Origin of the sequence: Pseudomonas sp. NPDC087803 (genome assembly GCF_044742995.1) — a bacterium.
GTDB lineage: Bacteria > Pseudomonadota > Gammaproteobacteria > Pseudomonadales > Pseudomonadaceae > Aquipseudomonas.
This window is the reverse complement of record NZ_JBIUVO010000001.1, coordinates 277,716-299,082: the sequence shown is the minus strand read 5'-3', so window position 1 is coordinate 299,082 and position 21,367 is coordinate 277,716. Positions and strand designations below refer to the sequence as shown.

17 protein-coding genes, 1 tRNA gene and 3 pseudogenes are annotated in these 21,367 nt (G+C 53.7%); 16 read left to right on the top strand and 5 right to left on the bottom strand.

The genetic code is table 11. The annotated features are described in order from the left end of the window. Window positions 1-7: 7 nt before the first annotated feature. The 3 genes and pseudogenes from ACIOUG_RS01285 to ACIOUG_RS01275 all read right to left on the bottom strand — a co-directional run. Entirely contained in the window at window positions 8-1,075 is a 1,068-nt protein-coding gene (locus ACIOUG_RS01285) for a tyrosine-type recombinase/integrase (protein ID WP_401061891.1), read from the bottom strand. A gap of 2 nt (window positions 1,076-1,077) precedes the next feature. Next, window positions 1,078-1,314, bottom strand: a complete 237-nt coding sequence (locus ACIOUG_RS01280; RefSeq protein ID WP_401061889.1) for a DUF4224 domain-containing protein — start codon at window positions 1,312-1,314, stop codon at window positions 1,078-1,080. Between the two features lie 35 nt (window positions 1,315-1,349). Then, window positions 1,350-1,901 (bottom strand): annotated as a pseudogene (locus tag ACIOUG_RS01275) (DNA cytosine methyltransferase); the annotation flags it as partial. Here ACIOUG_RS01275 and ACIOUG_RS01270 point away from each other — a divergent pair. The 7 genes and pseudogenes from ACIOUG_RS01270 to ACIOUG_RS01240 all read left to right on the top strand — a co-directional run. After that, a pseudogene (locus ACIOUG_RS01270) lies at window positions 1,900-2,169 on the top strand (phage GP46 family protein); the annotation flags it as partial. The pseudogenes ACIOUG_RS01275 and ACIOUG_RS01270 overlap by 2 nt on opposite strands. Next, the gene (locus ACIOUG_RS01265; protein ID WP_401061887.1) at window positions 2,159-3,196 is read left to right on the top strand and encodes a baseplate J/gp47 family protein; all 1,038 of its coding nucleotides are present in this window, start codon (window positions 2,159-2,161) and stop codon (window positions 3,194-3,196) included. The pseudogene ACIOUG_RS01270 and the gene ACIOUG_RS01265, both read left to right, overlap by 11 nt. Continuing rightward, window positions 3,187-3,786, top strand: a complete 600-nt coding sequence (locus ACIOUG_RS01260) for a YmfQ family protein (RefSeq protein WP_401061885.1) — start codon at window positions 3,187-3,189, stop codon at window positions 3,784-3,786. The genes ACIOUG_RS01265 and ACIOUG_RS01260 overlap by 10 nt, the downstream gene beginning before the upstream one ends. A gap of 11 nt (window positions 3,787-3,797) precedes the next feature. Beyond that, complete coding sequence (locus ACIOUG_RS01255; protein WP_401061884.1) at window positions 3,798-4,757, top strand: hypothetical protein; 960 nt, start codon at window positions 3,798-3,800, stop codon at window positions 4,755-4,757. 9 nt (window positions 4,758-4,766) lie between these two features. Further along, window positions 4,767-5,141: a hypothetical protein gene (locus ACIOUG_RS01250; protein ID WP_401061882.1), complete on the top strand. Its 375-nt coding sequence runs from the start codon at window positions 4,767-4,769 to the stop codon at window positions 5,139-5,141. Window positions 5,142-5,203: 62 nt separating this feature from the next. Next, window positions 5,204-5,628 (top strand): annotated as a pseudogene (locus tag ACIOUG_RS01245) (cell wall hydrolase). Further along, the gene (locus ACIOUG_RS01240) at window positions 5,628-6,143 is read left to right on the top strand and encodes a lysis protein (protein WP_401061880.1); all 516 of its coding nucleotides are present in this window, start codon (window positions 5,628-5,630) and stop codon (window positions 6,141-6,143) included. Before ACIOUG_RS01245 ends, ACIOUG_RS01240 begins: the two are co-directional and overlap by 1 nt. On the opposite strand, the gene ACIOUG_RS01235 is transcribed toward ACIOUG_RS01240, so the two are convergent. Together ACIOUG_RS01235 and ACIOUG_RS01230 are read right to left on the bottom strand one after the other, a co-directional pair. Next, window positions 6,144-6,488 carry a hypothetical protein gene (locus tag ACIOUG_RS01235; protein WP_401061879.1) on the bottom strand — a complete coding sequence of 115 codons (345 nt, stop codon included), beginning with the start codon at window positions 6,486-6,488 and terminating at the stop codon, window positions 6,144-6,146. A gap of 152 nt (window positions 6,489-6,640) precedes the next feature. Beyond that, window positions 6,641-7,294, bottom strand: coding sequence for a DUF4145 domain-containing protein (locus tag ACIOUG_RS01230; RefSeq protein WP_401061877.1), 654 nt, complete (start codon window positions 7,292-7,294; stop codon window positions 6,641-6,643). Between the two features lie 467 nt (window positions 7,295-7,761). Between ACIOUG_RS01230 and ACIOUG_RS01225 the strand changes: the two genes are divergently transcribed. The 9 genes from ACIOUG_RS01225 (at window position 7,762) to ACIOUG_RS01185 (ending at window position 21,365) form a co-directional block, all read left to right on the top strand. After that, window positions 7,762-7,848: transfer RNA gene (locus tag ACIOUG_RS01225), tRNA-Leu, on the top strand. 413 nt (window positions 7,849-8,261) lie between these two features. Further along, the gene (locus tag ACIOUG_RS01220; protein ID WP_401061876.1) at window positions 8,262-8,507 is read left to right on the top strand and encodes a hypothetical protein; all 246 of its coding nucleotides are present in this window, start codon (window positions 8,262-8,264) and stop codon (window positions 8,505-8,507) included. A 346-nt stretch (window positions 8,508-8,853) separates the two neighbouring features. Beyond that, window positions 8,854-11,829: an ATP-binding protein gene (locus ACIOUG_RS01215; RefSeq protein WP_401061875.1), complete on the top strand. Its 2,976-nt coding sequence runs from the start codon at window positions 8,854-8,856 to the stop codon at window positions 11,827-11,829. After that, window positions 11,819-12,472, top strand: a complete 654-nt coding sequence (locus ACIOUG_RS01210; RefSeq protein WP_401061873.1) for a response regulator — start codon at window positions 11,819-11,821, stop codon at window positions 12,470-12,472. The genes ACIOUG_RS01215 and ACIOUG_RS01210 overlap by 11 nt, the downstream gene beginning before the upstream one ends. 311 nt (window positions 12,473-12,783) lie before the next feature. Then, window positions 12,784-13,341 (top strand): fimbrial protein, encoded by a 558-nt coding sequence (locus tag ACIOUG_RS01205; RefSeq protein WP_401061871.1) that lies wholly within the window; start codon window positions 12,784-12,786, stop codon window positions 13,339-13,341. Between the two features lie 48 nt (window positions 13,342-13,389). After that, complete coding sequence (locus ACIOUG_RS01200; RefSeq protein WP_401062432.1) at window positions 13,390-14,130, top strand: molecular chaperone; 741 nt, start codon at window positions 13,390-13,392, stop codon at window positions 14,128-14,130. Window positions 14,131-14,284: 154 nt separating this feature from the next. Next, window positions 14,285-16,882, top strand: coding sequence for a fimbria/pilus outer membrane usher protein (locus tag ACIOUG_RS01195; protein WP_401061869.1), 2,598 nt, complete (start codon window positions 14,285-14,287; stop codon window positions 16,880-16,882). Beyond that, the gene (locus ACIOUG_RS01190) at window positions 16,879-17,970 is read left to right on the top strand and encodes a fimbrial protein (RefSeq protein ID WP_401061867.1); all 1,092 of its coding nucleotides are present in this window, start codon (window positions 16,879-16,881) and stop codon (window positions 17,968-17,970) included. The genes ACIOUG_RS01195 and ACIOUG_RS01190 overlap by 4 nt, the downstream gene beginning before the upstream one ends. Window positions 17,971-18,050: 80 nt before the next feature. Then, entirely contained in the window at window positions 18,051-21,365 is a 3,315-nt protein-coding gene (locus ACIOUG_RS01185) for an autotransporter outer membrane beta-barrel domain-containing protein (RefSeq protein ID WP_401061865.1), read from the top strand. Window positions 21,366-21,367 lie beyond the last annotated feature (2 nt).

The following is a 21,367-nucleotide window of genomic DNA, read 5'->3' as shown; positions in this document are numbered from 1 at the left end:
GAATTCGTTATTTTGTAGGCTTGACTATCTCACCAACTCGTCGATAAACCTTCTTTGTCATCTCTTCCGTTGAGTGGTCCAGTAAACGGCTAGCGTCTTTGATGTCCGCGATCTCGCTGCCGGCCTTGGGCCGGATGTCTCGGAATTGAAACTTCCGAATTGTGGTGGCGAGCTCGCCATCACCGTCAGTTACCGCCTTGTTCGCGGCCTTGTTCCGGGCTTCGTCCCAGCGGTTGCGCAACATGTTATAACTCATACGGAGGCCGGCCTGGTTGGTGATTAGGATCGATGTCCTGGTGCCCGCCTGTGCCCGCCGATCAAGTAGGCCGTTGATGAAGACGCAGAGGTCCGTCTCGTTGTCGCCGTCGTAGAGACGAATTCTCAGGCGCTTTTCCGTCTTGCCCTGGCCAACCATCAGAAAACCATGGTTGAGATCGGTGACTGACGCTTTCAACACGTCGGCCGGGCGCTGGCCGGTCAGATATGCCAGGTCCATTGCGTCCCTAAGATCCTGTCCAGCTTGGCCGTACACCGCATTCCAGATTATATCGCCAGCGTAGAAGTCCCTCGGCGTTTCCTTATTCCGGCGCAGGCCGAAGCAGGGATTGGCCTTGTCAGTAAGGCCCCACTCGCGGGCGAAGGTGAACATGGTTGAAAGCAGTGCTACTTCCCGGTTGGCGCGCACTTTGGCCGTGCGTGCGTCTCTGTACTGAGCAATCACCTGTGGGGTGATCGCGTCGATAGGGGCGGACTCGAATGAATTTCGAAGTTGCTTTAATCCTTTTAGGTAGTCGCGCTGAGTGCCAGGCTTGAGCGTGGGGATCACCTTTTTTTCGTAGTCGTCGAAAAGTCGTCCCATCAAGTGGGTCGGTTTGGGAGTCGCCTTGCGGTCGAGCCGCGCCCATTCGATCTTGGCTTCGTCGAGGTCGCTGCCGAGCGGAATTTCAACTCGGTTACCGTCGGCGTCCCTGCCGTTGTAGTAGTAACCCGTCCAGGTGGTACCGCCTTTTCTCTTTCGAGTGCGCCGGATCATCCGTGGTGGCAGATCCCGATTGGCTGTTTTCTTCTGTCGCATCTTCAGCCCACGCGTGCCAAGTCAAGGGTCCAGGTCTCTGCTACGGCGTTGTTTGCCGTGGGCTTGACTCCGGCCAACTTCAACCGGGCGTAAACGCGGCCCACCACTGGGCGCTGGGCGCCGGTCAGTACGAACTCCCAATGATTGCTGGCCAGCCATTGGCGCTGGCAGGATGGAATCTTGTAACCGGTGATGGTTGCCAGCTCTTCGTCTGTGAGGGTTTCACTTAGGAATTCCATGGTCTGACTCCCGATAGTGCTGATATGGGCGGTGGTCATGCAGCCTCCTTGAGCGCTTGGATAATCCGTTTCGCCGCCAGTGGCGGGACTGCGTTCCCCGCCATGTGGACAGTGAGGCGGTGGTTGTCCGGCCGAAGGGTGCTGCTTGGAAATGTTTGAGCCGCCAATACTTCGTCGGCGGTGAGCATCCGCATCTTGTTGCCATCCACGACTGCCCAGCGATCGCGAGTTGTAATGGTTCCAATTGGTCGCTCGATGCAGCGCCCGGTCAAACCGGATCCAGATCCGTAGTAAGGCATCAGGAATCGCTCACCAAACTTCTTCCGACCGTTTGCGACGCGAGTCAGCGTTGAGGCAGCGCGGCCCGGCTTCTCGATGGATGACCAGTTGCCAGAATCAAAGTCGATGAAAGAGCTGGCAGGGACGTGCTGGTACTTCTGCAGGTTGAGGTGGAGTGGTGCCTTGCTTCTGGTTGCGATCATGAACATTCTGATGCGGTGCTGCGGCACGCCCAAGTCAGCGCAATCAACGATGTGCGGGGCGAGCTGGTAGCCGAGCGCTTTCATCGCCTGCGCCCATGCTGGGTACCCAACCATCGCCGATGACCGGATTGGCTCGCGCTTGTGGCTACTGCGCCGGGTAAAACTCACCGATGCCACCCAGCGTGACGCCGAGTTCTACGCCAATGAGGCGCTTCAGTGGCTGCTCGATGACGGTCACGTCATTGCGATCGAGATCGCCAGCGAGAAGCACGATACCAGTCGGCTGAACCTGATCGTCATCCTGACCATTCCCGGGGGCGATCGCGTCGAAATCAAACCCAACTCTTCCTGGCAGGTGATCTATGCCGTTTGACACACCTTCACTGCCGGTGCTCATCAGTCGCACCCATAGTGACCTGGTCGGCGACGCGCTCCGGCGCTCCGACGCTCAGGTGCTGGCCAGAACAATGGGCGGCACTGCCTACGGCCTGTACGGCTATCTAAATTGGATTGTCGATCAGATCCTGCCGGACAAGGCCGACGAAGAAACCCTTGAACGGATTGCCGCGCTACGTCTGAACCAGCCGCGGAACGCGGCCCAGCCGGCCGAGGGCAGCGTGACCTTCAGTGCTGCCGCCGGCGCAGTGTTGGATGTTGACGTCGTGCTGCAGGCCAGTGACGGGCGCATGTACCGCGTCACGACGGGTGTTACCACCGTGGCGGGGAACAACACAACGACGATAGAAGCCGTCGATGCTGGCGCGCTCGGCAACGCTGACGCGGGTTTGGTTCTTACTTTGGTCCAGCCGGTGCCTGGGGTAGTCAATGCCTTCACCGTCATTGCGCCTGGCTTGAGTGGCGGCATTGCGAAGGAGAGCATCGAGTCGCTTCGGTCGCGGGTGATTCGCTCCTACAGGGTGATCCCGCACGGCGGCTCGGTAGATGATTACGAGACCTGGGCGCTCGAGGTGCCCGGCGTCACACGAGCCTGGTGCCGGGGGAACTACATGGGGCCCGGCACGGTTGGGTTGTTTGTTATGCGTGACAACGATCCTGATCCGGTACCCAACCCCACGCAGTTGCAAGAGACCAAGGACTACATCGAGCCCCTACGTCCTGTGACTGCTGAGTTGTATGTGCTCGCTCCCACGGAGAAGCCCGTGCTCTACAGCATCCACCCCGTACCAGATACCAGCGCCGTTCGTGCCGCGATTCAGACGAACCTGATTGACCTTCATGAGCGTGAAGCTGGGCTGGGCGAAACCCTGTTGATCAGCCATATCCGGGAGGCAATCAGCGGGGCGGCGGGTGAAACCGATCATTCCCTGACTCTGCCTGCCGCAAATGTTACGGCGCTTTCGAATGAGCTGCTGACCTTTGGGGGCATCACATGGCTATAGCGCGCACAGCAGAGCAGTACCGTCGCCAACTGCGCGGGCTGTTGCCCCTAGGCCAGGCCTGGGACCCTGAGTTGGTGCCGGAGATCGATCTGGTGCTGAACGGGGTAGCCGTGGAGTTCTCCCGTATTGATGCCCGCGCCGTGGATCTGCTTAACGAGATGGACCCGTCGGGCGTGAGTGAGCTCGTGCCCGACTGGGAAGCGGTGATGAATCTGCCCGACCCGTGCCTCGGGCCAAATCCAGCGTTCGAGGATCGACGCCTTGCTGTACGCCGGCGGCTTGTGGAGGTCGGGGGGCAGAGCAGGGCGTACTTTATTGAGATAGCGGTAAGCCAGGGCTACCCCGATGCGACCATCACCGAACACCGAGCGCCCCGTATGGGGCGTTCTCGTTTTGGGTCTGCGCACTTCGGTACCTGGTACGCGCAGTTCATGTGGACGCTCAACACCGGCGGTCGCCAGCGGCAGGGCAGACGATTCGGTGTCAGCTACTGGGGGGAGCGTTTCGGTGCAAACCCAGGTGATCCGCTGGAGTGTTCAATCCGGCGCCCGGCGCCGGCGCACACCGTAGTGCACATCAATTATGGCTGAGAGGTGAGAACGTGGATTATCCGAAAAGTGTGCCCAGCATTGGCCTGGTGGACGGCAAGTTTGTCGACGAGAATCCGCTGACAGGAACGCCTGGGTCCTTGATTCCATCTGCCTGGGGTAACTCGGTAACAGATGAAGTCCTCAATGTCATTCAGGCTGCTGGGCTCGCGCCGGCTGAAGCGGATCTGACCCAGTTGTTGCAGGCAATTCGAGTCATCGGCCAGTTGGGCTCCGGTGGCTACGGAGCTGACACTGGCGTGGCAAACGCTTATCTGGTTGCCTACACGCCTGCCGTCGCGGCAGTCGATGAAAAACTGGTGCTCCGGTTTAAGGCAAAGACGGCAAACACGGGTGCCTGTACCTTTGCACCCAACGGTTTGGCGCCCAGTCCTTTGCTTGGTCCGTCCCATCTTCCGCTTCAGGGCGGAGAGATTGTTGCGAATGGATTGTGCACCGTCAGGTATTCGGTCGCTCTGGCCGCGTGGGTATTGGTGTCATCCACGGGCGGCGGCTTGCAAGTGCCGAATGGAACCAAAAGTCATCACGCCGTCGCATTGGGTCAGACCGCTACTGAGTCGGCGGTAGGTGTTACGCAGTTTGCGAGCCCCGCGGAAATTCTGGCTGGTGCGATTTCAGACAAGGCAGTTTCGCCGCTAGGGTTGTTGGCCACGTTCATCGGTGCCGGCGGAGCGGCGAATAACGATTACATCAAGATCCCGTTCCGGGACAAGACAAATGGCGTGCGGCGCGAGTTGATCATTCAGTGGATTCGCACAACAACCTTAGGCGGTCAAGGGGCTTCATCTACCTTCCCAATTGCGTTTCCAAACGCTTGTTGCGGCGTTTGGGGAGCATCAACCAACGGGGGCGCGCCTTACACCATCGCGGTGGGAACACCGACCACAACCACCTTCAACGCTTGGGCCGGGACTGTTCCCTCTTCGTTCGGCGTTATAGCAATCGGATATTGAGGAATTGGCATGTACTACAGCGCCGTGACAAACAGTTGGTATGACGACCCCGCAAACTATTCAGACTTCCCGTCCGATGCCGTGGAGCTGACCGCTGCACAGTACGATGAGTTTGTACGCTTCCGGCCCGCTGACAAGCGGGTGGTACCCGGTCCCGACGGTTTGCCAATGATCGTGGACATCCCTGTCCCGAGCCTGCGAGAGCAGACCGAGGCCAAGCGTCTGCAGGCTTACGCCGATCCAATTACAGGATCCGACCGGTTCTTCTCGGAGGCTGCCCGACTTCAAATGATGGGGGCGGACGAGAGCGAGATTCAGGTAGCCCGGCAGACAGGGCTGGATCGGTACGCCGAGATTCAGGCCGACTTTCCCTGGCCCGAGTGACCATCAAATCAATAAACCCATAGCCCGCCACGTGCGGGCTTTTTCTTGTCAGGAGAATCGTAATGAATGCAACGGAAAAAGAGCGCGACATTCTTGCGCGCACGCTGTGGGGCGAGGCTCGCGGTGAGGGCGCGGATGGTCAAGTGGCTGTGGCGTGGGCGATCCGCAACCGCGTGGACGATGGCAAGACCAATTCATGGTGGGGGGAGGGCTACGCCGGCGTGTGCCAGAAACCCTACCAATTTAGCTGCTGGAACAAGAACGATCCGAATTTCCCGTACCTCAGCGGTGCTAAGCCGATCTCAGGCCGCGAGCTTGCTCAAGCACGGAAGGCCGCTGACCAAGTGATTGATGGCAAGGTTTCAGACCCCACTGGCGGCGCCACGCACTACTACGTCACCAGCATGAATCTCCACCGGCTTGGGCCGCGAAGGCGAAACAGACCTGCAAGTTGGGTGGCCACCTCTTCTTCAAGGATGTGCCGTAATGCCTATGCTGTGGAGAGCAGCGGGTGTTCTGGTGTTGGTGCTGATCGGCGCTGCCAGCGCCTGGCAGTTCCAGAACTGGCGCTACGGCAAGCAGTTGGCTGATCAGGCCCGACTGCAAACTGAAACCCTCAACCAATTGACCATGGCCGCTGCCGCCGCGCAGCAGGCCGAGCAGGACAGACGGCTGGTACTGGAACAGCGCCTGTCGGCCAGTGAGCAATCACACTATAAGGAACTGAGCGATGCTCAAAAGAACCAGGATCGCATGCGCGATCGCCTTGCCACTTCTGATCTGCGGCTGTCAGTCCTCCTCGATGCGAGTTCAACCGGTGGCTGTTCAGTGCCTGCCGCCTCCGGCACCGGCGGCGTGGTTCATGGCCCCATACAAGCCGAACTTGACCCAGCGCATGCTCAACGAATTGTCGCCATCACCGATGAAGGCGACAAGGGATTGATCGCGCTTCAGGCGTGCCAGGCGTACGTCAGGGCGCTGCAACCAAGTCGCTATGAATGACTATACGATTGTTTTCGTGTTGGGCGTCAGACCATCGAGCATTCCGCGTAGCCGATTTACTTCTCTTTGGTAACCCCTCGCCGTGATGTTCAAGTCATAGAGACTCTTGCGCAGCTTCGCCGTTTCGGCTGCTTTCTCCCGGAGGGTGGCCTTGGCTTCGTCCCTTTCGCTGATGGCTTCGGCGTGCATATCAACCAGCTTGAAGATCCTTTCCCGCGCCTCCCGGAGTTGCAGATTCAGTTCATCGAATTCGTTCTCGTATAACCTGAGCTGGTGCTGGCAGGTTTCCAGAGGTGTGGGACATCCGAGCCAGTCGTCAGTGTTCTCTATTTCGGCTTCGGTCACCGTCCGCTCCTTACGAATACTGTTTTTATATACAGTAATCTGGCCGCGCAGCGTACGCAAAAGGAAAGCGACGAAGTGAGTGATACCACCAGAGGCGGACGTAAATCGCCCGCTCTTTAGACAATGGTCCACACAATCGGAGTATTGGGTAATCAGCTGTTTTTTACCTTGTCCCTGTTTTCGATGCCCTTAATTTTGTTAGCCGGAAGCCCGTCAAAAATCTCATCAGCTTCGTTAGGGTCGGTGATGCAGTTTTGTACGATTAGGTTTACCAATCGAAATAAAACTATTGCCAGCTCGGGAGTATCATTTAGATCCATTGTGCCTGGGTGCACTGACTCGTTACCAATTACCCGAACCGAGTCTAGGGCTTTCTGTACTTTTACCGGCAAACCGTTCTGCACGAGCTCCCCGATCTGAGTGTTGATATCCCCTTCCTTCTCCAGCAGGTGATTGCACAATTTTTGTACGCACAAGCGAAGTAAGGCTGCGGCAGCTCGAGGGGACTGCGCACAGATCAGGCGCGCTTCTTCATAGTCAGATTTGATATGTTCCGGTAAATCAGGGTGGTGTTGCGGAGCCAGGGTTGCGATTGGATAGAGCATCTCTCCGCATCTTACAAATCCTATCCCCTGAGACTTGGTAAAGTGGCGCCAAATCGATCTTTTGTTGCAACCAGCGCACTCCGCCGTAAAAATATCTCGCGTTGCCTGTTGCCAAATCATATGGGCAAAAGCGCCGCAATCTGGAAATGGGCAATGGAAGCGTTCAGCTTCATAAACTGGTGGACTGTAATCCCTGGACATGTATTCCTCTCTCTCTCCGGCCGAATCCAAAGGCGTAATCATCGCTGCGATTGACGTGATTTTAAAGTGCCATGTGCGACTTGCCGGCACTAGATGAACAGGGTGCGTCGAAGCGTTCCGCAACCTCTAGAATCCTCCAAGGCGCACGCGGCCTACAGCCATTTAAAAATCAGTAGCTTGCGGAACGGAAATAGTGCTAACCTATTGAAATACGTAGCTTTATAGATGGATTGCAAATCCACCTACGCCGGTTCGATTCCGACCTCGGCCTCCACTATAAACAAGCTCCGTAGATCCATGATTTACGGAGCTTTTTTATTTGCAGTGCGCTGCAAGATTTAGTCTTGAAATCAGCGACTGCGAACTTGCTTCACCGGGACGTGATGTATATATTTCCCGCTCTGCTTCACAAGGCTCGGTTCTGTCAGGTTTACTGATAGCTGAGTTGAGCACTACACCGCGCTACCGCCCGAATGGCGAAACTGGTAGACGCATGGGACTTAAAATCCCCCGCTCGTAAGGGCGTGCCGGTTCGATTCCGGCTTCGGGCACCATGAATATCAAGGGCTTGCATGACGTACCTCATGCAAGCCCTTAGTTCTTTTTTCCGCAATCAAAAAATCTTTTCCGCAATTCGTGACCGTTAGTCACCTCGTAGGGGTGACCTTCATGCCCTTTCGCATACGGATGTACTGTTCTGTCATCCCTACGGTGGTGTGCCCAAGTTGGTCCCGAGCTGCTGGCCACCGAAGCATTTATCCGCGATACCGCTGACCCGAGCAAGGTTGCCGTCGCTGCTCGCCACCAACAGGAGCGGCTTAAGCGTGATGTGTACAGCCAAGTCTCAGCCCAATCCGAGCCGACTAACATGGCTGCGCCGCCGCCCGCTGATCCTGCGCAAGGGCAGACTCCAGACTTTCAGAAAGCGCGTGCACATCGCGAACATTACTTGGCGAGGATGGCTGAAATGGAATTTCGCAAGGCGCAGGGGGAACTGGTGGAAATCAGCTTTGTGCAGAAGGCCGCTTTTGAAACGGCGCGATCGCTCAATCATTCGTTGATGAGCCTGTCGCCGCAATTGGCACCACAGCTCGCCGCGCTGTCAGACCCATGGGAAGTGGAACGGCAGCTGACCGCTGCACTACGTCAACGGCTCAACGAAGCTGCTCAGGTATCCGGCGATGACTTTGGACTAACATTGGAAGAATGTTGACGAATGGCAAGCTCCTACTGCAGAAACAAATTTCCATACCTGTCTGATGTAGTTCAGAAGGTTCTTTGGAACTCGCTACGCTAGCGTTGCTTGATGCTGCTCACAGACACCCGGCAATGAAAATCAGATCTATCCTAAATACTTGAACTTGCCGTTGGGCTACCGTGTCCCAGCGCAACGCCAGCACCATGGGCTACGTAGGAGCGCTGGTCAGGGATGAGTCAATTAAGCCTCTAGTTAATTGCTCAGTGACCCAAAACGATTGCTACCCTTGAGATCGCCGTTTCCATGGTGATCAGGGCGTAAAGGTTGTCCCTGAGCCACACCCCTACTGGAAGTTGTTCGCATGCCTGAGCACAACTACAGCTTGATTCGGAAACTGGCGAATACGGCCCTCCGGCTTAATAAAGTGCTGGTTTGTGCAATGTTTCTCAACCTCCTTACTTTGGCGGCCTTTGGTTGGGCGTTATCAAGGTTGGTTACCCTCGAGCGGAACAAGGTATCGGTGCATTTCAATCGGCTGGTGAGCGAAATTCGCCAGCATGAAGAGTTTCTGTTACGAGTCGCTGAGCACGGCAACTCGGTCGCTCCCATAAAAACCGAAAATGGCGCGGTGACGTCGCATCGTTTGCTCGTCGATGAACGAGGGCGCAGGATCTACGAAGGCGCCGCGTATTCATTTTCCATGCCTTTCACTCTCTCACAACAGCACGCAAGAGCTGAGCCTCACCCCCGAAATTTTTACTTGGGAGCGTTACTCGCTAGCTTCTATGGAAATTTCTGGAGCACGTCGGCCTATCCATCTCCACAAGTTTTCATAATCGGTGCACGGGGCAATACCAGCATGGCGGTGCCCGCTATCGGAAAAATTGGCGTTGTGACGTTAGAGTCCTACTTTAGTGTGGTCCACAGCATTTTCAACGCTTTACCAGCTAAAGCTGGGCCAATGAGTAAGATGGAAGTGCGGTGGGCGCCAGCCCGCCATTACAGCGGCGCGGCTCAGAAAGAACTGCTTGGTTATCTTTATTTCACAATGCCAGATGCCCTTTGGTGGGTGCCTAAAATCAAGCGCCAACTTATTGCAGTCAGCTTGCTAGAGCTCAACCAGGTTGGGAATGTGACCTATGGAATGCAAAGCCTCACTTACGACAGGCTCCAACTGGTGTCGCCACGCGGAAACTCTCTTGGTGATCAGATCGGTTCGGTTGATGGCTATCACAAAGGGCTCAATTTCGCACCTCTTGGCCTGATATTCAAAATGGAAGACGCCGGTTCAGGTGGTTGGGTTGCATTGTATGAGGTCACATATCAAAGCTTTTTCGGGTATGCCAAATGGCAGGTGTTGGGGGGCTTTCTGTTATTCCTCGCGACCTTAGTTGGCGGTTGGGTGGCAACTCGTTGGTATGCCCGTAAGGTCATATCGCCTGCGCGGCGCGCGCACCTAGAAATTGTTGAGAGTGATACATTCAGTCGTACTGTAATTCAGATCGCACCTGTGGCTCTTTGCGTCCTCAGGCGTACGGATAGGCAGTTGATCATGCACAACCCTCTTGCGGAAAAGCTGTTGGGGGACGCTAGTGACGTTGCACGACTCAGTGAAAGCTGGAACATAAATCATGATCCCGCTGTTCCCGAAACAGATGTCATCTTCGACAGTGTTGGCTCCACGACTCTTCATGGCAGTTTTGCGTCCGCACGTTACCAGGGTGAAGACGTGGTGCTTTGCACATTCAATGACATTAGCGCTCACCGCCAAGCCGAGAAAAAATTGGCGGAAGCGAAACGCAGCGCTGATGCTGCTAGCGCAGCCAAGTCACGATTTCTCGCTACCATGAGCCACGAGATTCGCACGCCTCTCTATGGTGCCTTAGGTACGCTGGAATTGCTCGGCCTTACCAATCTGGATCGCCAACAGAGAATCTATCATCAGACCATCGAGAGATCCTCCTTGATTCTGCTGCAACTGGTTAGCGATGTGCTGGACGTGTCCAAGATAGAAGCTGGAGAGATGGCGCTCGCCTACACGGAATTTAGTCCAGTGGATCTCGCTGAGGACGTCGTCAGACAGTTTTACGGTTTGGCTCAGGGAAAGTTTTTATCGTTGCAACTCTGTCTTGATCCTGGAATTCCCGGTGCTGTTAAGGGGGATGCTCTCCGCATTCGCCAAATCATCACTAATTTGCTCAGCAACGCGCTGAAGTTCACAGAGCAGGGCAGCGTTACGTTAATGGTGGGCGCGCAACTGGACGACGGCTATGTAACCCTGAATTGGCAGGTGATCGATACTGGCATCGGAATAGCGGCTAGCGAGCAGGCACATTTATTTGAGCCTTTTTATCAGGCGCACCGAGTTGAACATACCATCAGTGGTACTGGTCTGGGACTATCGATATGTGCCTATCTTACACAATTAATGGGCGGACGGATCGAGGTAGCCAGCGAAGTGGCCGTTGGAAGTCGTTTTACATTCAGCCTAAAACTCGAGGTGGTTCAAGCTGAAATCCCAGCGCGAGGGCAACGGCCCCCCCAGCAGCGCTTAGGTGAGCTAGGTTTATCGATATTGGTAGTTGAAGACAATCCAATCAATCAGGCCCTGCTCAGCCATCAGTTGGAGGAGCTGGGCTGTCGCGTGACTTTAGCAAGCAATGGAGTCGAAGCTTTACAAAGGTGGAGCGCAGGTTTCGATGCGGTCTTGACCGATGTAAACATGCCGACGATGGATGGCTACCAATTGGTTCAAGAGCTACGCCGGCGAGGGGCCAACCAGCCGATCGTAGTGATCAGCGCTAGCACGGTACAGGAGAAAAGCAGGCGACTCGTTGAAGATTGGGTGAGCGCTTGGTTAGTAAAGCCAATGAGCCTACGTGATCTGTACGAGGTGCTGCGCAACTGGTGCCCCCGTGCCAATAGAGTCGAGATTGTGCAGCCCGAGAAGTTCGCACAATTGCGCGTTGAAGAAGTTGTATTAAAGTCTTCGCCGAGGATGCTTAAGCTATTTTTGACCACCATGGACGAGGACATCCAGAAGTTGCAGGATGCCTGTGAACGTCAAGATGTAAATACCGTTACGCAGCAGTTGCATCGGATTCGAGGTGCGTTAGCTGCGGTAAACGCCCGCCATTTAGTACATTCATGTGAGCAGCTTGAGCACCAGCTTCTGGAGTCGAGCAGTGACCTGCAATGGCCCTTGGCCCTGGCCGAACTCGTGAAGAATCTTGAATGCCTGCTCTTGCGTGTTCGAAACGCTGATGGGCAGAGTCACGATTCACGCCACGGGATTCCTCGTGCGCTATCTGATACGGGATCGGAAAATGATGAATAGAGTCAGCGTTGTGATAGCCGATGATCATCCGCTTATATTGTTGGCGGTCGAAGAGATAATCGAGCGGGATGATCGGTTCTATGTAGCAGGGGTCGCTAACGGTCCGAGCGAACTCGTCCGTCTATGCCATGAACTCTTACCGAGTGTGATCATTGCCGACTACAGTATGCCGGGTGATGAAACATGCGGCGACGGTCTGCAAATGATTGAATATCTACTTCGCCACTTCAAGAATTCAAAGGTTTTGATATTGACAATGCTCTCTAATCCCTTGATTCATGGTCGCTTGTACGATTTAGGTGTGTCAGGGGTAATCCTTAAAAGTGGAGACTTTAATGAGATACTCCGTGCATTGGATGTCTTGCTTTGTGGGGGGAAATATTATGTTTCAAGGCTGCCTTCGCTTTATAGCCCGCCCCCAGCAGAAGAAAGTGTTGAGGCTCGAATTTCAAGTCTGTCAGCAAGAGAATATGAAGTGCTCCGACACTTCGTTGCCGGCCTGAATGGGCGTGAAACTGCACTGCTGCTCAATCGAAGTACAAAGACAATTAGCGCCCAAAAAATCTCAGCCATGCGTAAACTAAGTGTTGATAATGAGCAGGCATTGTTGGCTTTTTGCATTGATTCCAGAGAGTTTCAATGAGGTGGAGCATTTAGTGGCGTGTCCTTGCATTTTACGCTGCTGCTCTGAAAGATTTTCAGATATATCTTAAAGACCAAAGTTTTTTCGTTGACTATCATCGGGTCCAGCAACTCGCTGTGGGTGTGCGGCTGTTGTATCACTTTTTGTTCCCGAATTCTTTATTGAGATAAGGTTATGAAATTGTGATGCTTATCGCACTCAGGTAGGTCGCTGGAGAGTTTTGATTACGCTTTTGTATTCGCTAATCTGAGCTCGGATTTAAGACGCTGGGGTGTCCGGTGTTTTTATCGTACTAACGAAGGATGATGTTTATGAAGAAACATTTCATGTTGCCGCTGAATGTGACTGCGTTCAGTGTCCTCGGTCTGCTGATGCTGTCCACAACGTCAAATGCTGCGGATTCCGGCACGATCACATTTAACGGAAAGGTTACTGATGAAACATGTGAAGTAACCACCGGGGCGGCGGGAGATTTCACCGTAAATCTGGCGACCGCAAAGTCTAGTGATCTGAGTATTGCAGGTGCGACAGCTGTTCCTTCCAACTTCCGCATTGCGATCGATAATTGCTCGCCAACAGTAACCAACGTGCGTGCGCAATTTCTTTATGATGCAAGCTTGGTGGATTTGAGCTCGGGTCTGCTCAAGAATCAAGTGAGCGGCGCGACATCCGCAAGCAACGTCGGTCTACAGCTTTATAATTATGATGATAGTAGCGTTATTAAGCCAGGTGATGCGGGCGCCGCTAAAACTTTCGCCGTTGATAACGGCGCCGCTGAGATGGTCTATGGCGTGCAATACTACGCCACTGGAAAGTCATCCGCGGGCTTGGTGAAGAGCCAAGTTAAATATCAACTTAGCTATAACTGAGATTCGTCCCCCTGTGCGACGTTTGCGCAGGGGGGCGCTACTGTGACCATGCCAAAGTATTCATGTTTTATAAGCTTTCTAATAGTTTGTCTTTCGAGTCCGGTTGCATGCGCGAATATCGTATTGGGAGGTACGCGCTTGATTTACCCAGCAGGGGAGAGGGAAGTTACAATTGCATTGGCTAACAAAGGTGTAACGCCTTCTCTGGTGCAGTCTTGGATGGATGATGGTGCGACCAATTCTACACCCGAGAATAGTTCGGCACCTTTTTTCGTTATGCCTCCAATTTCTAGAATCGAAGGTCAAGCCTCTCAAACTCTACGAATTCTTTTTAACGGTGCAAAACTTCCAGAGGATAAGGAGGCAGTGTTTTATCTCAATGTGCTGGAGATTCCACCTGTAGCTGCGAATTCGAAGGACAAGAATAACTTATTACTTGCTGTGCAAAGCCGTATCAAGGTTTTCTATCGTCCGGAGAAAGTCAAGGAAACACTAGAGGAGGCAGCGAAAACGCTAAAGTGGCATCTGATAAAAGAGGACGGACAATGGAAGCTAAGTTGTACTAATAATTCACCGTTGCATATCTCATTCGCCAATATTCAAGTCACCAAAGATGGGGGTAGCCTTGGTAACAAAGAAGGAACTCACATGGTGGCGCCAGGAAAGAAAGAGGTTTTCAGGCTTGTTCGTCAAGATGTTGTCCGAACAGGGGCGGGGGATGGGCAGGTACAATTTGAATATATAAATGACTACGGCGCGCTCAAGATGTTGAGCTCGCAAGCTATCTAAGTATTGACGATTTGGCACAAGCTTATTTGCGCACGCCGTTTTTCATATGTGCTGACATCTTTCTCAATCGCAGTGCTACTCACCTGTTGTGCGCTATCTCATCCGCAGCAGAGAAAGTGTATGGGTGTTAACGGGCTCTTAGTTGTGATGTTTTATGAAGAGTTTTGATTTATCAATACCTCGCCGTCAGTTTTTTTTGGCGATGCCACTTCGCGCGAGCAGTTGCTTTCGTGCGATGTTTTTTCTGATCTTGGGCATAGCTGATGTTAGGGCGATGGCAGCAGAAGCAACGCTGCCCGCAGCGGCGTCGCACGCGGAATATGAGGATGCCGAGTTCAGTAGCTCATTTCTAGTAGGCAATGCTAAAACCATGGACATGTCGCGCTATCAAAAAGGCAATCCGGTGCTACCTGGATTCTACGATCTAGATATTTATATCAACGGAAAACAGGTTACCAGGGCAAAAGTTGAATTTGTTGAAATAAGCAGCAGCAACATTGCCCAAGCCTGCCTGACCCTGGACGCAATGCATCAGTTTGGAATCGATACTAAATCCCTGAAAGTATTTCAGGGCTGTCGCACCCTCTCTGCGGTGATGTCTAACACTGTTTCCTATGCTGACATCTCGGAGCAAAAACTCTACCTGCAAATCCCCCAGGCAGCACTGCGCCGCACTGCACGAGGCTATGTCGAACCCGATTACTGGGATCCTGGTATTACGGCGGGCAAACTTGACTATAACCTGAACTATTTCAACAGTCAGAATGACCATTCCGGCAGTACGGACTCCGCGTACCTAAGCTTGCGTGGCGGGTTCAACTTCGGACTTTGGCAATTCAGGCACAACGCCAACGTCAACTGGACCAATGGCTCCAAAAGCACTTGGAACCGTTTATCAACCTATGTGCAACGACCTGTTGGCGACATCAAAAGCACAGTTTCTTTGGGCGAGTTCAATACAAAAGGTGCGGGCTTTGACAGCGTGGCGGTTAGAGGCGTCAGTTTGGCGTCCGACGAGCGCATGTTCCCAGACTCGCAGATTGGTTTTGCACCAACCATTCGCAGTTTTGCTCGCAGCAACGCGCGTGTAGAGGTGTGGCAGAACGACACAAAAATCTACCAGACGACAGTGACTCCAGGTAATTTTGTGATCGACGATCTTTACCCAACAGGATATGGCGGCGATCTAAATGTTGTTGTAACCGAGGCTGACGGGGGCGAGCGGCGCTTCGATGTGCCTTATTCTTCTGTTACCAATCTCATGCGACCAGGTCGAGCTAAATACGATCTTGTCTCAGGCAAGCTTTATAACCAGGTTATGGCCAATGATGCCCATTTGTTGCAGGGTACGGTGTACTACGGCTTGAACAATTACCTAACCGGATACGGAGGGCTTCAATTCAGCGAGGGTTTTCAATCCGGGCTTTTAGGCTTGGGGGTGAATACTACCTACGGAGCGTTTTCGTTAGATTTAACGCAGGAAAACACCCAGCTTAGTGGTGGCTATGGCTCGACTGAAGGCCGTAGTCTCAAAATCGCGTACAGCAAAATGCTGAGTGAAACCAAGACCAACTTCACTTTGGCCGCCTATCGCTATTCCTCCTCTAAATATATGACCCTAACCCAGGCTGTGGATGCTCGCGAGTGGGTCAACGCTCCAGGGTTTCGTGAGCAGTGGCTATGGGAAGGACACGAGCGTGATCGCTTCGATTTAAGCATCGACCAACCCGTCGGCAACTTTGGCTCGCTATTCTTGACCGGCAGTACTCGTCAAACCTGGGGTGGCGGAAACGACTCTAGCCGCCAGTTTGAAATAGGGTTCAACGGCAATGCGGGCGACATCAGTTACAGCATTTCCGCCAGCCGCAATAACGACGAGTTTCTTGGCTCTCAAACTCAATACTTCGTTAGCTTGAACATACCGCTTGGAAATAGCGGGAGGTCGCCGACGCTCAGCACTCAGTATACCGGCGGTCCGGGCCAGGGTAGCACATTGCGCAACTACCTTAGTGGCGTAGCCGATGAGGCTGGACGTTGGAGTTACGGCATCACGCAAGCGACTGATACCAACACCTCAAGCTCTAGCAGCCTCAACACGCAGTATCGAGGCAATCGCAGCACACTGCGAGGATCCTTCGAAAGAGGTGGCGATTATAAATCTACATCGTTTGGCAGTAACGGCAGCGTGCTGGCGCACAGCGGAGGGGTGACTTTCTCGCCCAACACTGGCGAGACCATCGGACTGGTCTCCGCGCCGGGTGGGGAGGGCGCGAGCGTTGGTGGTTTATCCGGCCTGGTAGTCGATAAGAACGGCTACGCCATCGTTCCGTCGTTGTCACCTTATCGCATGAACAACATCAATCTGGATCCGAAAGGCAGTTCAATGAATGTCGCGTTCCAGAACACCACCAAACAGGTCGCTCCTTACGCAGGCGCCATCGTTCGAGTCGACTTCGAGACTAGGGTCGGGCAGTCAGCAGTGATACACGTTAGCAACGGCAAAAGCTTGAATCTGACCTTCGGCGCGGACGTCCGCGATCAGGAAGGCAACGTGGTGGGTGTAGTAGGCCAAGGCAACAATCTGTTCGTACAAGGTGTCGGCGACAACGGCTCCCTGACCGTAAGCATGCAGGACGATTCCAGTTGTGAAGTGATATATCAATTGGCGGCTGCGAATGCAGGTAATCACGACATTATGCGTGCTCAGGCCCCTTGTGTGGTTAGAGGAGGCGCAAGCCTGAGCAGCCGATGAAATACTTGATCAAACAATGCTGCAAGAATGCCGTTGGAAAGTGTTGTGCTAGAAGTATACGGTTAAAATTTCTGAGTAAATTATTTCGTGCGATGTTGGTCTTGATGTTTTCGTCATCGGCTTACGCAATTTGCGGCATGATGCCTAATTATCAAGAGGGCGCAACTATCGATATGGCAATGGGGCGAATATCTGTGCCGGCCACTGCCGCTGTCGGCGAGGTGTTTTATACTCAGGAGTTTCCTATTACAGGTTCGTATTTCGCTATATTAAGTTGCACCCCAGGAGATACCACCCAATGGCGAGTTGTTAAAGGAACTGCCACCTCAATAGAAAATGTTTACAGTACCAATATAGCCGGTGTAGGCATTCGAACCAGCTGGTATCAGGCAGGAGCGGCGATACCTTTCTATGCAGGCCAATCAACTACTTGGCAATTAGGCATGCCAGGTGTAAGCGGGTCAGTGCAGCAGAATTCGCTCGCTGTAAATGTAAGCGGAAGAGTTGTGGTCGAGTTGATAAAGACCAGTACTGATGTGGGATCAGGCGCCTTGGCGGGTGGTATATATACCAACAATACAGCCTATGGCACTTATCCCTTCAACAGCGGAGTTTTTCTAACTACAAGGATTTCGGGTGGTGGCGGTGAGATAGTGCCGGAAACCGGCACATGCTCGATTGGCGACTTGCTTGTGGAAATGGGCGCTGTGCCGATCAGCCGATTCCAAGGATTGGGTACGACGAGTGGTGAGACACCATTTAATGTTGCCTTCACTTGCTCTGGAAGCAATGGCGCCGTCACTCTGAATCTTGACGCCGACCGTTTTATTGCCAACGGCAGTGCGGGACTTATCAAACCCCAAACTGGCAGCGGCAATGCGGAATGTATTGCACTTCAAATTATCGACTCTGATACCGGGCAACCAATAACTCTCGGGGTAAGGCGAGTTGTCGGGTCGGTGTTGAATGGTTCGGCCAGTTTTAACTTGCCTTATCAAGTGCGCTATTACCAAAGCGATGCAGGTAAAAACTGTGTTTCTCCCGGGAAAGTCCATGGGGCAGCTACGGTAACCGTAAGTTATCAGTGATTAAAATTCTGGTCGGGCAGTCGGGAAGATTTTTCGATTGGTTGCGTGATTTTGCTTAAGTTTTATATGGGAGATGACGGATGGGGTTACTTAAAAGATCACCTGTCGATCTGGCGATAAGTTGTGCGCTGTTAGTCTTGATGTCGCCTGCAGACGCCGCTGAGTATGACCAAATTGACCTGTCATCCACTTCCGGAAAATCTCTCACACTGGAAGGTGACCATGTCACGCATATCGGTCAAGGGCCCGGCATTAGAGTCAGCGGGTCGAATAACATCTTGAACGGATCCGCTCTAAATATTAAGGCAATCGCAGATACTGACAATGGTGCTGTCAGCGGCGTGCAAGTACTTGCCGGGGGGGCGGCGCAATTGAAGCAGTCGACGATCCTCGCCAGCGGTAATTTAGCCGATGGTTCGAGCTCCAGCGGAAGAGGCTCCCTTTTGCGCTTGCAGGACACCAACATCATTGCTACCGGTGATCGTGGCCGAGGTGTCGTGGTGGAAAAAGGCGCTGTGGCTGAACTCGCTGGAGGAACCCTTAGCTCCAGTGGTAATTCTGGTGACGTGTTATCGGCCAATGGGGCAGGTTCGGTCATCAGGAGCAACGGCTCAACTCTCACGTCCTCGGGCAAAATTGCTTACGCGGTCAGGGCACAAAAAGGCGCAATCGTTGAATTAACCGGCGTATCGGCCGTAACTTTTGGGCAATTCGCACCTGTGTTCACGATTATCGGCGCCGACACTATCATCGAGTCCGATGGTGTTTCCGCTTTGGCTCAGAATGCCCAAGGGGCAGATATAGAGGGGGGGCGGTTCGTCTTCAGCAATGGCAGTCTGAAAGCCAAAGGCGATGCCATTCTAATAAGGCCCGGCTCGCAAAACGGCGGGGAGGTATCGGTCGATCACTCACACATCGCTTCGCAGACTGGCAATGCGATCGTTCTAGATGCACGCCAAGCTAAGGCGCAGTTGGACGACGTGCAAGTAACAACCGAGGGCAACCGCGGCGCTACGCTCTGGTTACCGGGTACCGACACCCTCGCAGTGATTAAAGACAGCGATCTGCAAACTTGGGGCGCACAGGCGGCAGGAGTTGACAATCGCGCAGGCGCAGTACAAATGGCAGGCGGTAGCGTGATTACCCACGGTAAATCGGCCCACGGGCTGTATGCGTCAACGGACGTTATCGGTGACCCTTCCGAAAAACCTTCAGCTTCCTTCGATGTGCAGAACGTTTTAATCGAGACCTATGGCGCGGGCTCTGTCGGTGCGCTGGCTAGGTATGCGGGAGCGCGCATGGCAATCACCGACAGTCAGGTGCTGACTCACGGGGAGATGGGACATGGGCTATTCGCATCGGGTAAGGGCGCTGAGCTAGAGGTGACTAACAGTACTGTGACCACTCTAGGCGCCTCAGCTTATGGAGTGCACATCAGTAATAACGGCTTCGTCAGTTTAGAGGGGTCGCATGTCAAGACCTTTGCGAATAGGGCGTATGCGCTGGTCAGCCAGGCTGCTGAATCACAGGTGAGCAACCACATACAACTCGTTGATAGCGATGTGCAGTCGTATAAAAGCAGTGCGCTGAGAGTTTCGGGTGGCAGCCTCGGATTATCCATGATTAAAAGCACGCTCAGCGGCAGCAAGGGCGAAGACTCCGGCACTGCGGTATGGGTGACCAATGGTACCGGTGACGTCAAGGCAGGGTACGTGGCCATGGACGCTTACAACTCTTCAATCAACGGAGATATACAACAGGATGCCGGCCAGCTTTACATAGGCTTGCATGACCAATCTTTGCTCGACGGCGCGGTTCGTGACGCAGGCCTCATGACTTCTGCCATATCCATTGATCGCAGCAGCAAATGGACCATTCGGGGTGACTCCAGCATCGCATCGCTCACGAATAACGGTATGGTCGATTTCGGCAGCCCAGTCACAGAAAACTTCAAACATCTCACAATTGGTGGAGATCTCAACGGCGATGGTCATTACGCCGTGAACACCAACTTAAGCGCTCAGCAGGGTGACCGTCTTGAGGTTGGCGGGCAGGTGACGGGTAACAATCAAATTTTGGTAAGAAACAGCGGCACGGAACCATCGGTGAACGCTCAAAGCCTGACATTGGTACAAAGCCAAGGCGGCAGTGGTGGTTTCTTATTGGCGAACCGAAACCAGGTAGTAGATGTTGGCTCCTACCGCTACGTATTGCGCCGTAGCGATAGCGAGGCAAGTGGGAGCCAGAATGTTTCACGCTGGAGTTTGGTCAACGTTTCTCACGTTGAGCCTGACCCGGAGCCTGGAGAGCCAACTGAACCTTCGATTCCGCCGCCTAGTGTATCTACTCCTAAGCCGCCCGTTACTTCGCCTGACCCCTTGGAGCCAGCACTGCCTGGGCCTTTGCTCCCGACGCCGGAGCCGCCTATACCCGAGCCTGCTATTCCAACACCCCCCCCGGTACCAACCGCCCGAAACCTATCCACTGCAGCCAGCGCCGCAATCAACTCAAGTGCCATTGCCACTTTGCGCGGCACTTGGGATGCGGAGCGCAGCACGCTGATCCAGCGTTTGGGTGATGCGCGACAAAATGCAGAGCATGAGGGGGTGTGGATACGCAGTTATGGACAGAAACAGCTATTAGATAACGATGTCGGCCGGCATTTTTCCCAGCATGTTAAAGGCGTTCAGTTCGGCATAGATCGTCGAATTGCCGTCGGTAACGGATCTTTGATTCTGGGCGGGCTATTGGGATACAGCCATACCAACAGGCGTTTCAACGATGAGGGCAGCGGCAAGCTGGAGAGCTATCAGATTGGGAGTTACACCACCTACTTCGATGACGCTGGCTGGTACGCCGATGGTTTGCTCACACTGAATCGCTGGTCAACCCGACTGGACGTCCAAGGTAGCGACGGTGCTCAGATAAAAGGTCATACCCGCAACTATGGTGCCGGTATTGCACTCGAGGTAGGCAAACGATTCACCCTTGATGATGGCTGGTTCGTTGAACCTCAGGTCCAGTTCTCGACGCTTTATGCCTCTGCCGACAGTTACCGATTGAGCAACGGTATGCGCGTGAGCACGAGCGGTGAAATGTCCACTCAGACCCGCGTCGGCAGCCTGTTGGGTCGTGATCTGAAACTAGAAGGGAGCGTAACCCTGCAGCCGTACTTGAAAGCCGGGTGGACGCAAGACCTGAATGCTCGCGACGAAGTTAAGACCAACAGTATTGCAAGTCATCCCGATGGCAAAGGGGGAGGTTGGTACGGCGGAGCCGGCATCACCGGTTCGGTTGGTAATGGCCACCAAATCTATGCAGATCTGGAGACAAGTCACAGCTCTACTCTCGAGCGTCCCTGGGCACTGAACATCGGTTATCGATTGACTTGGTAATG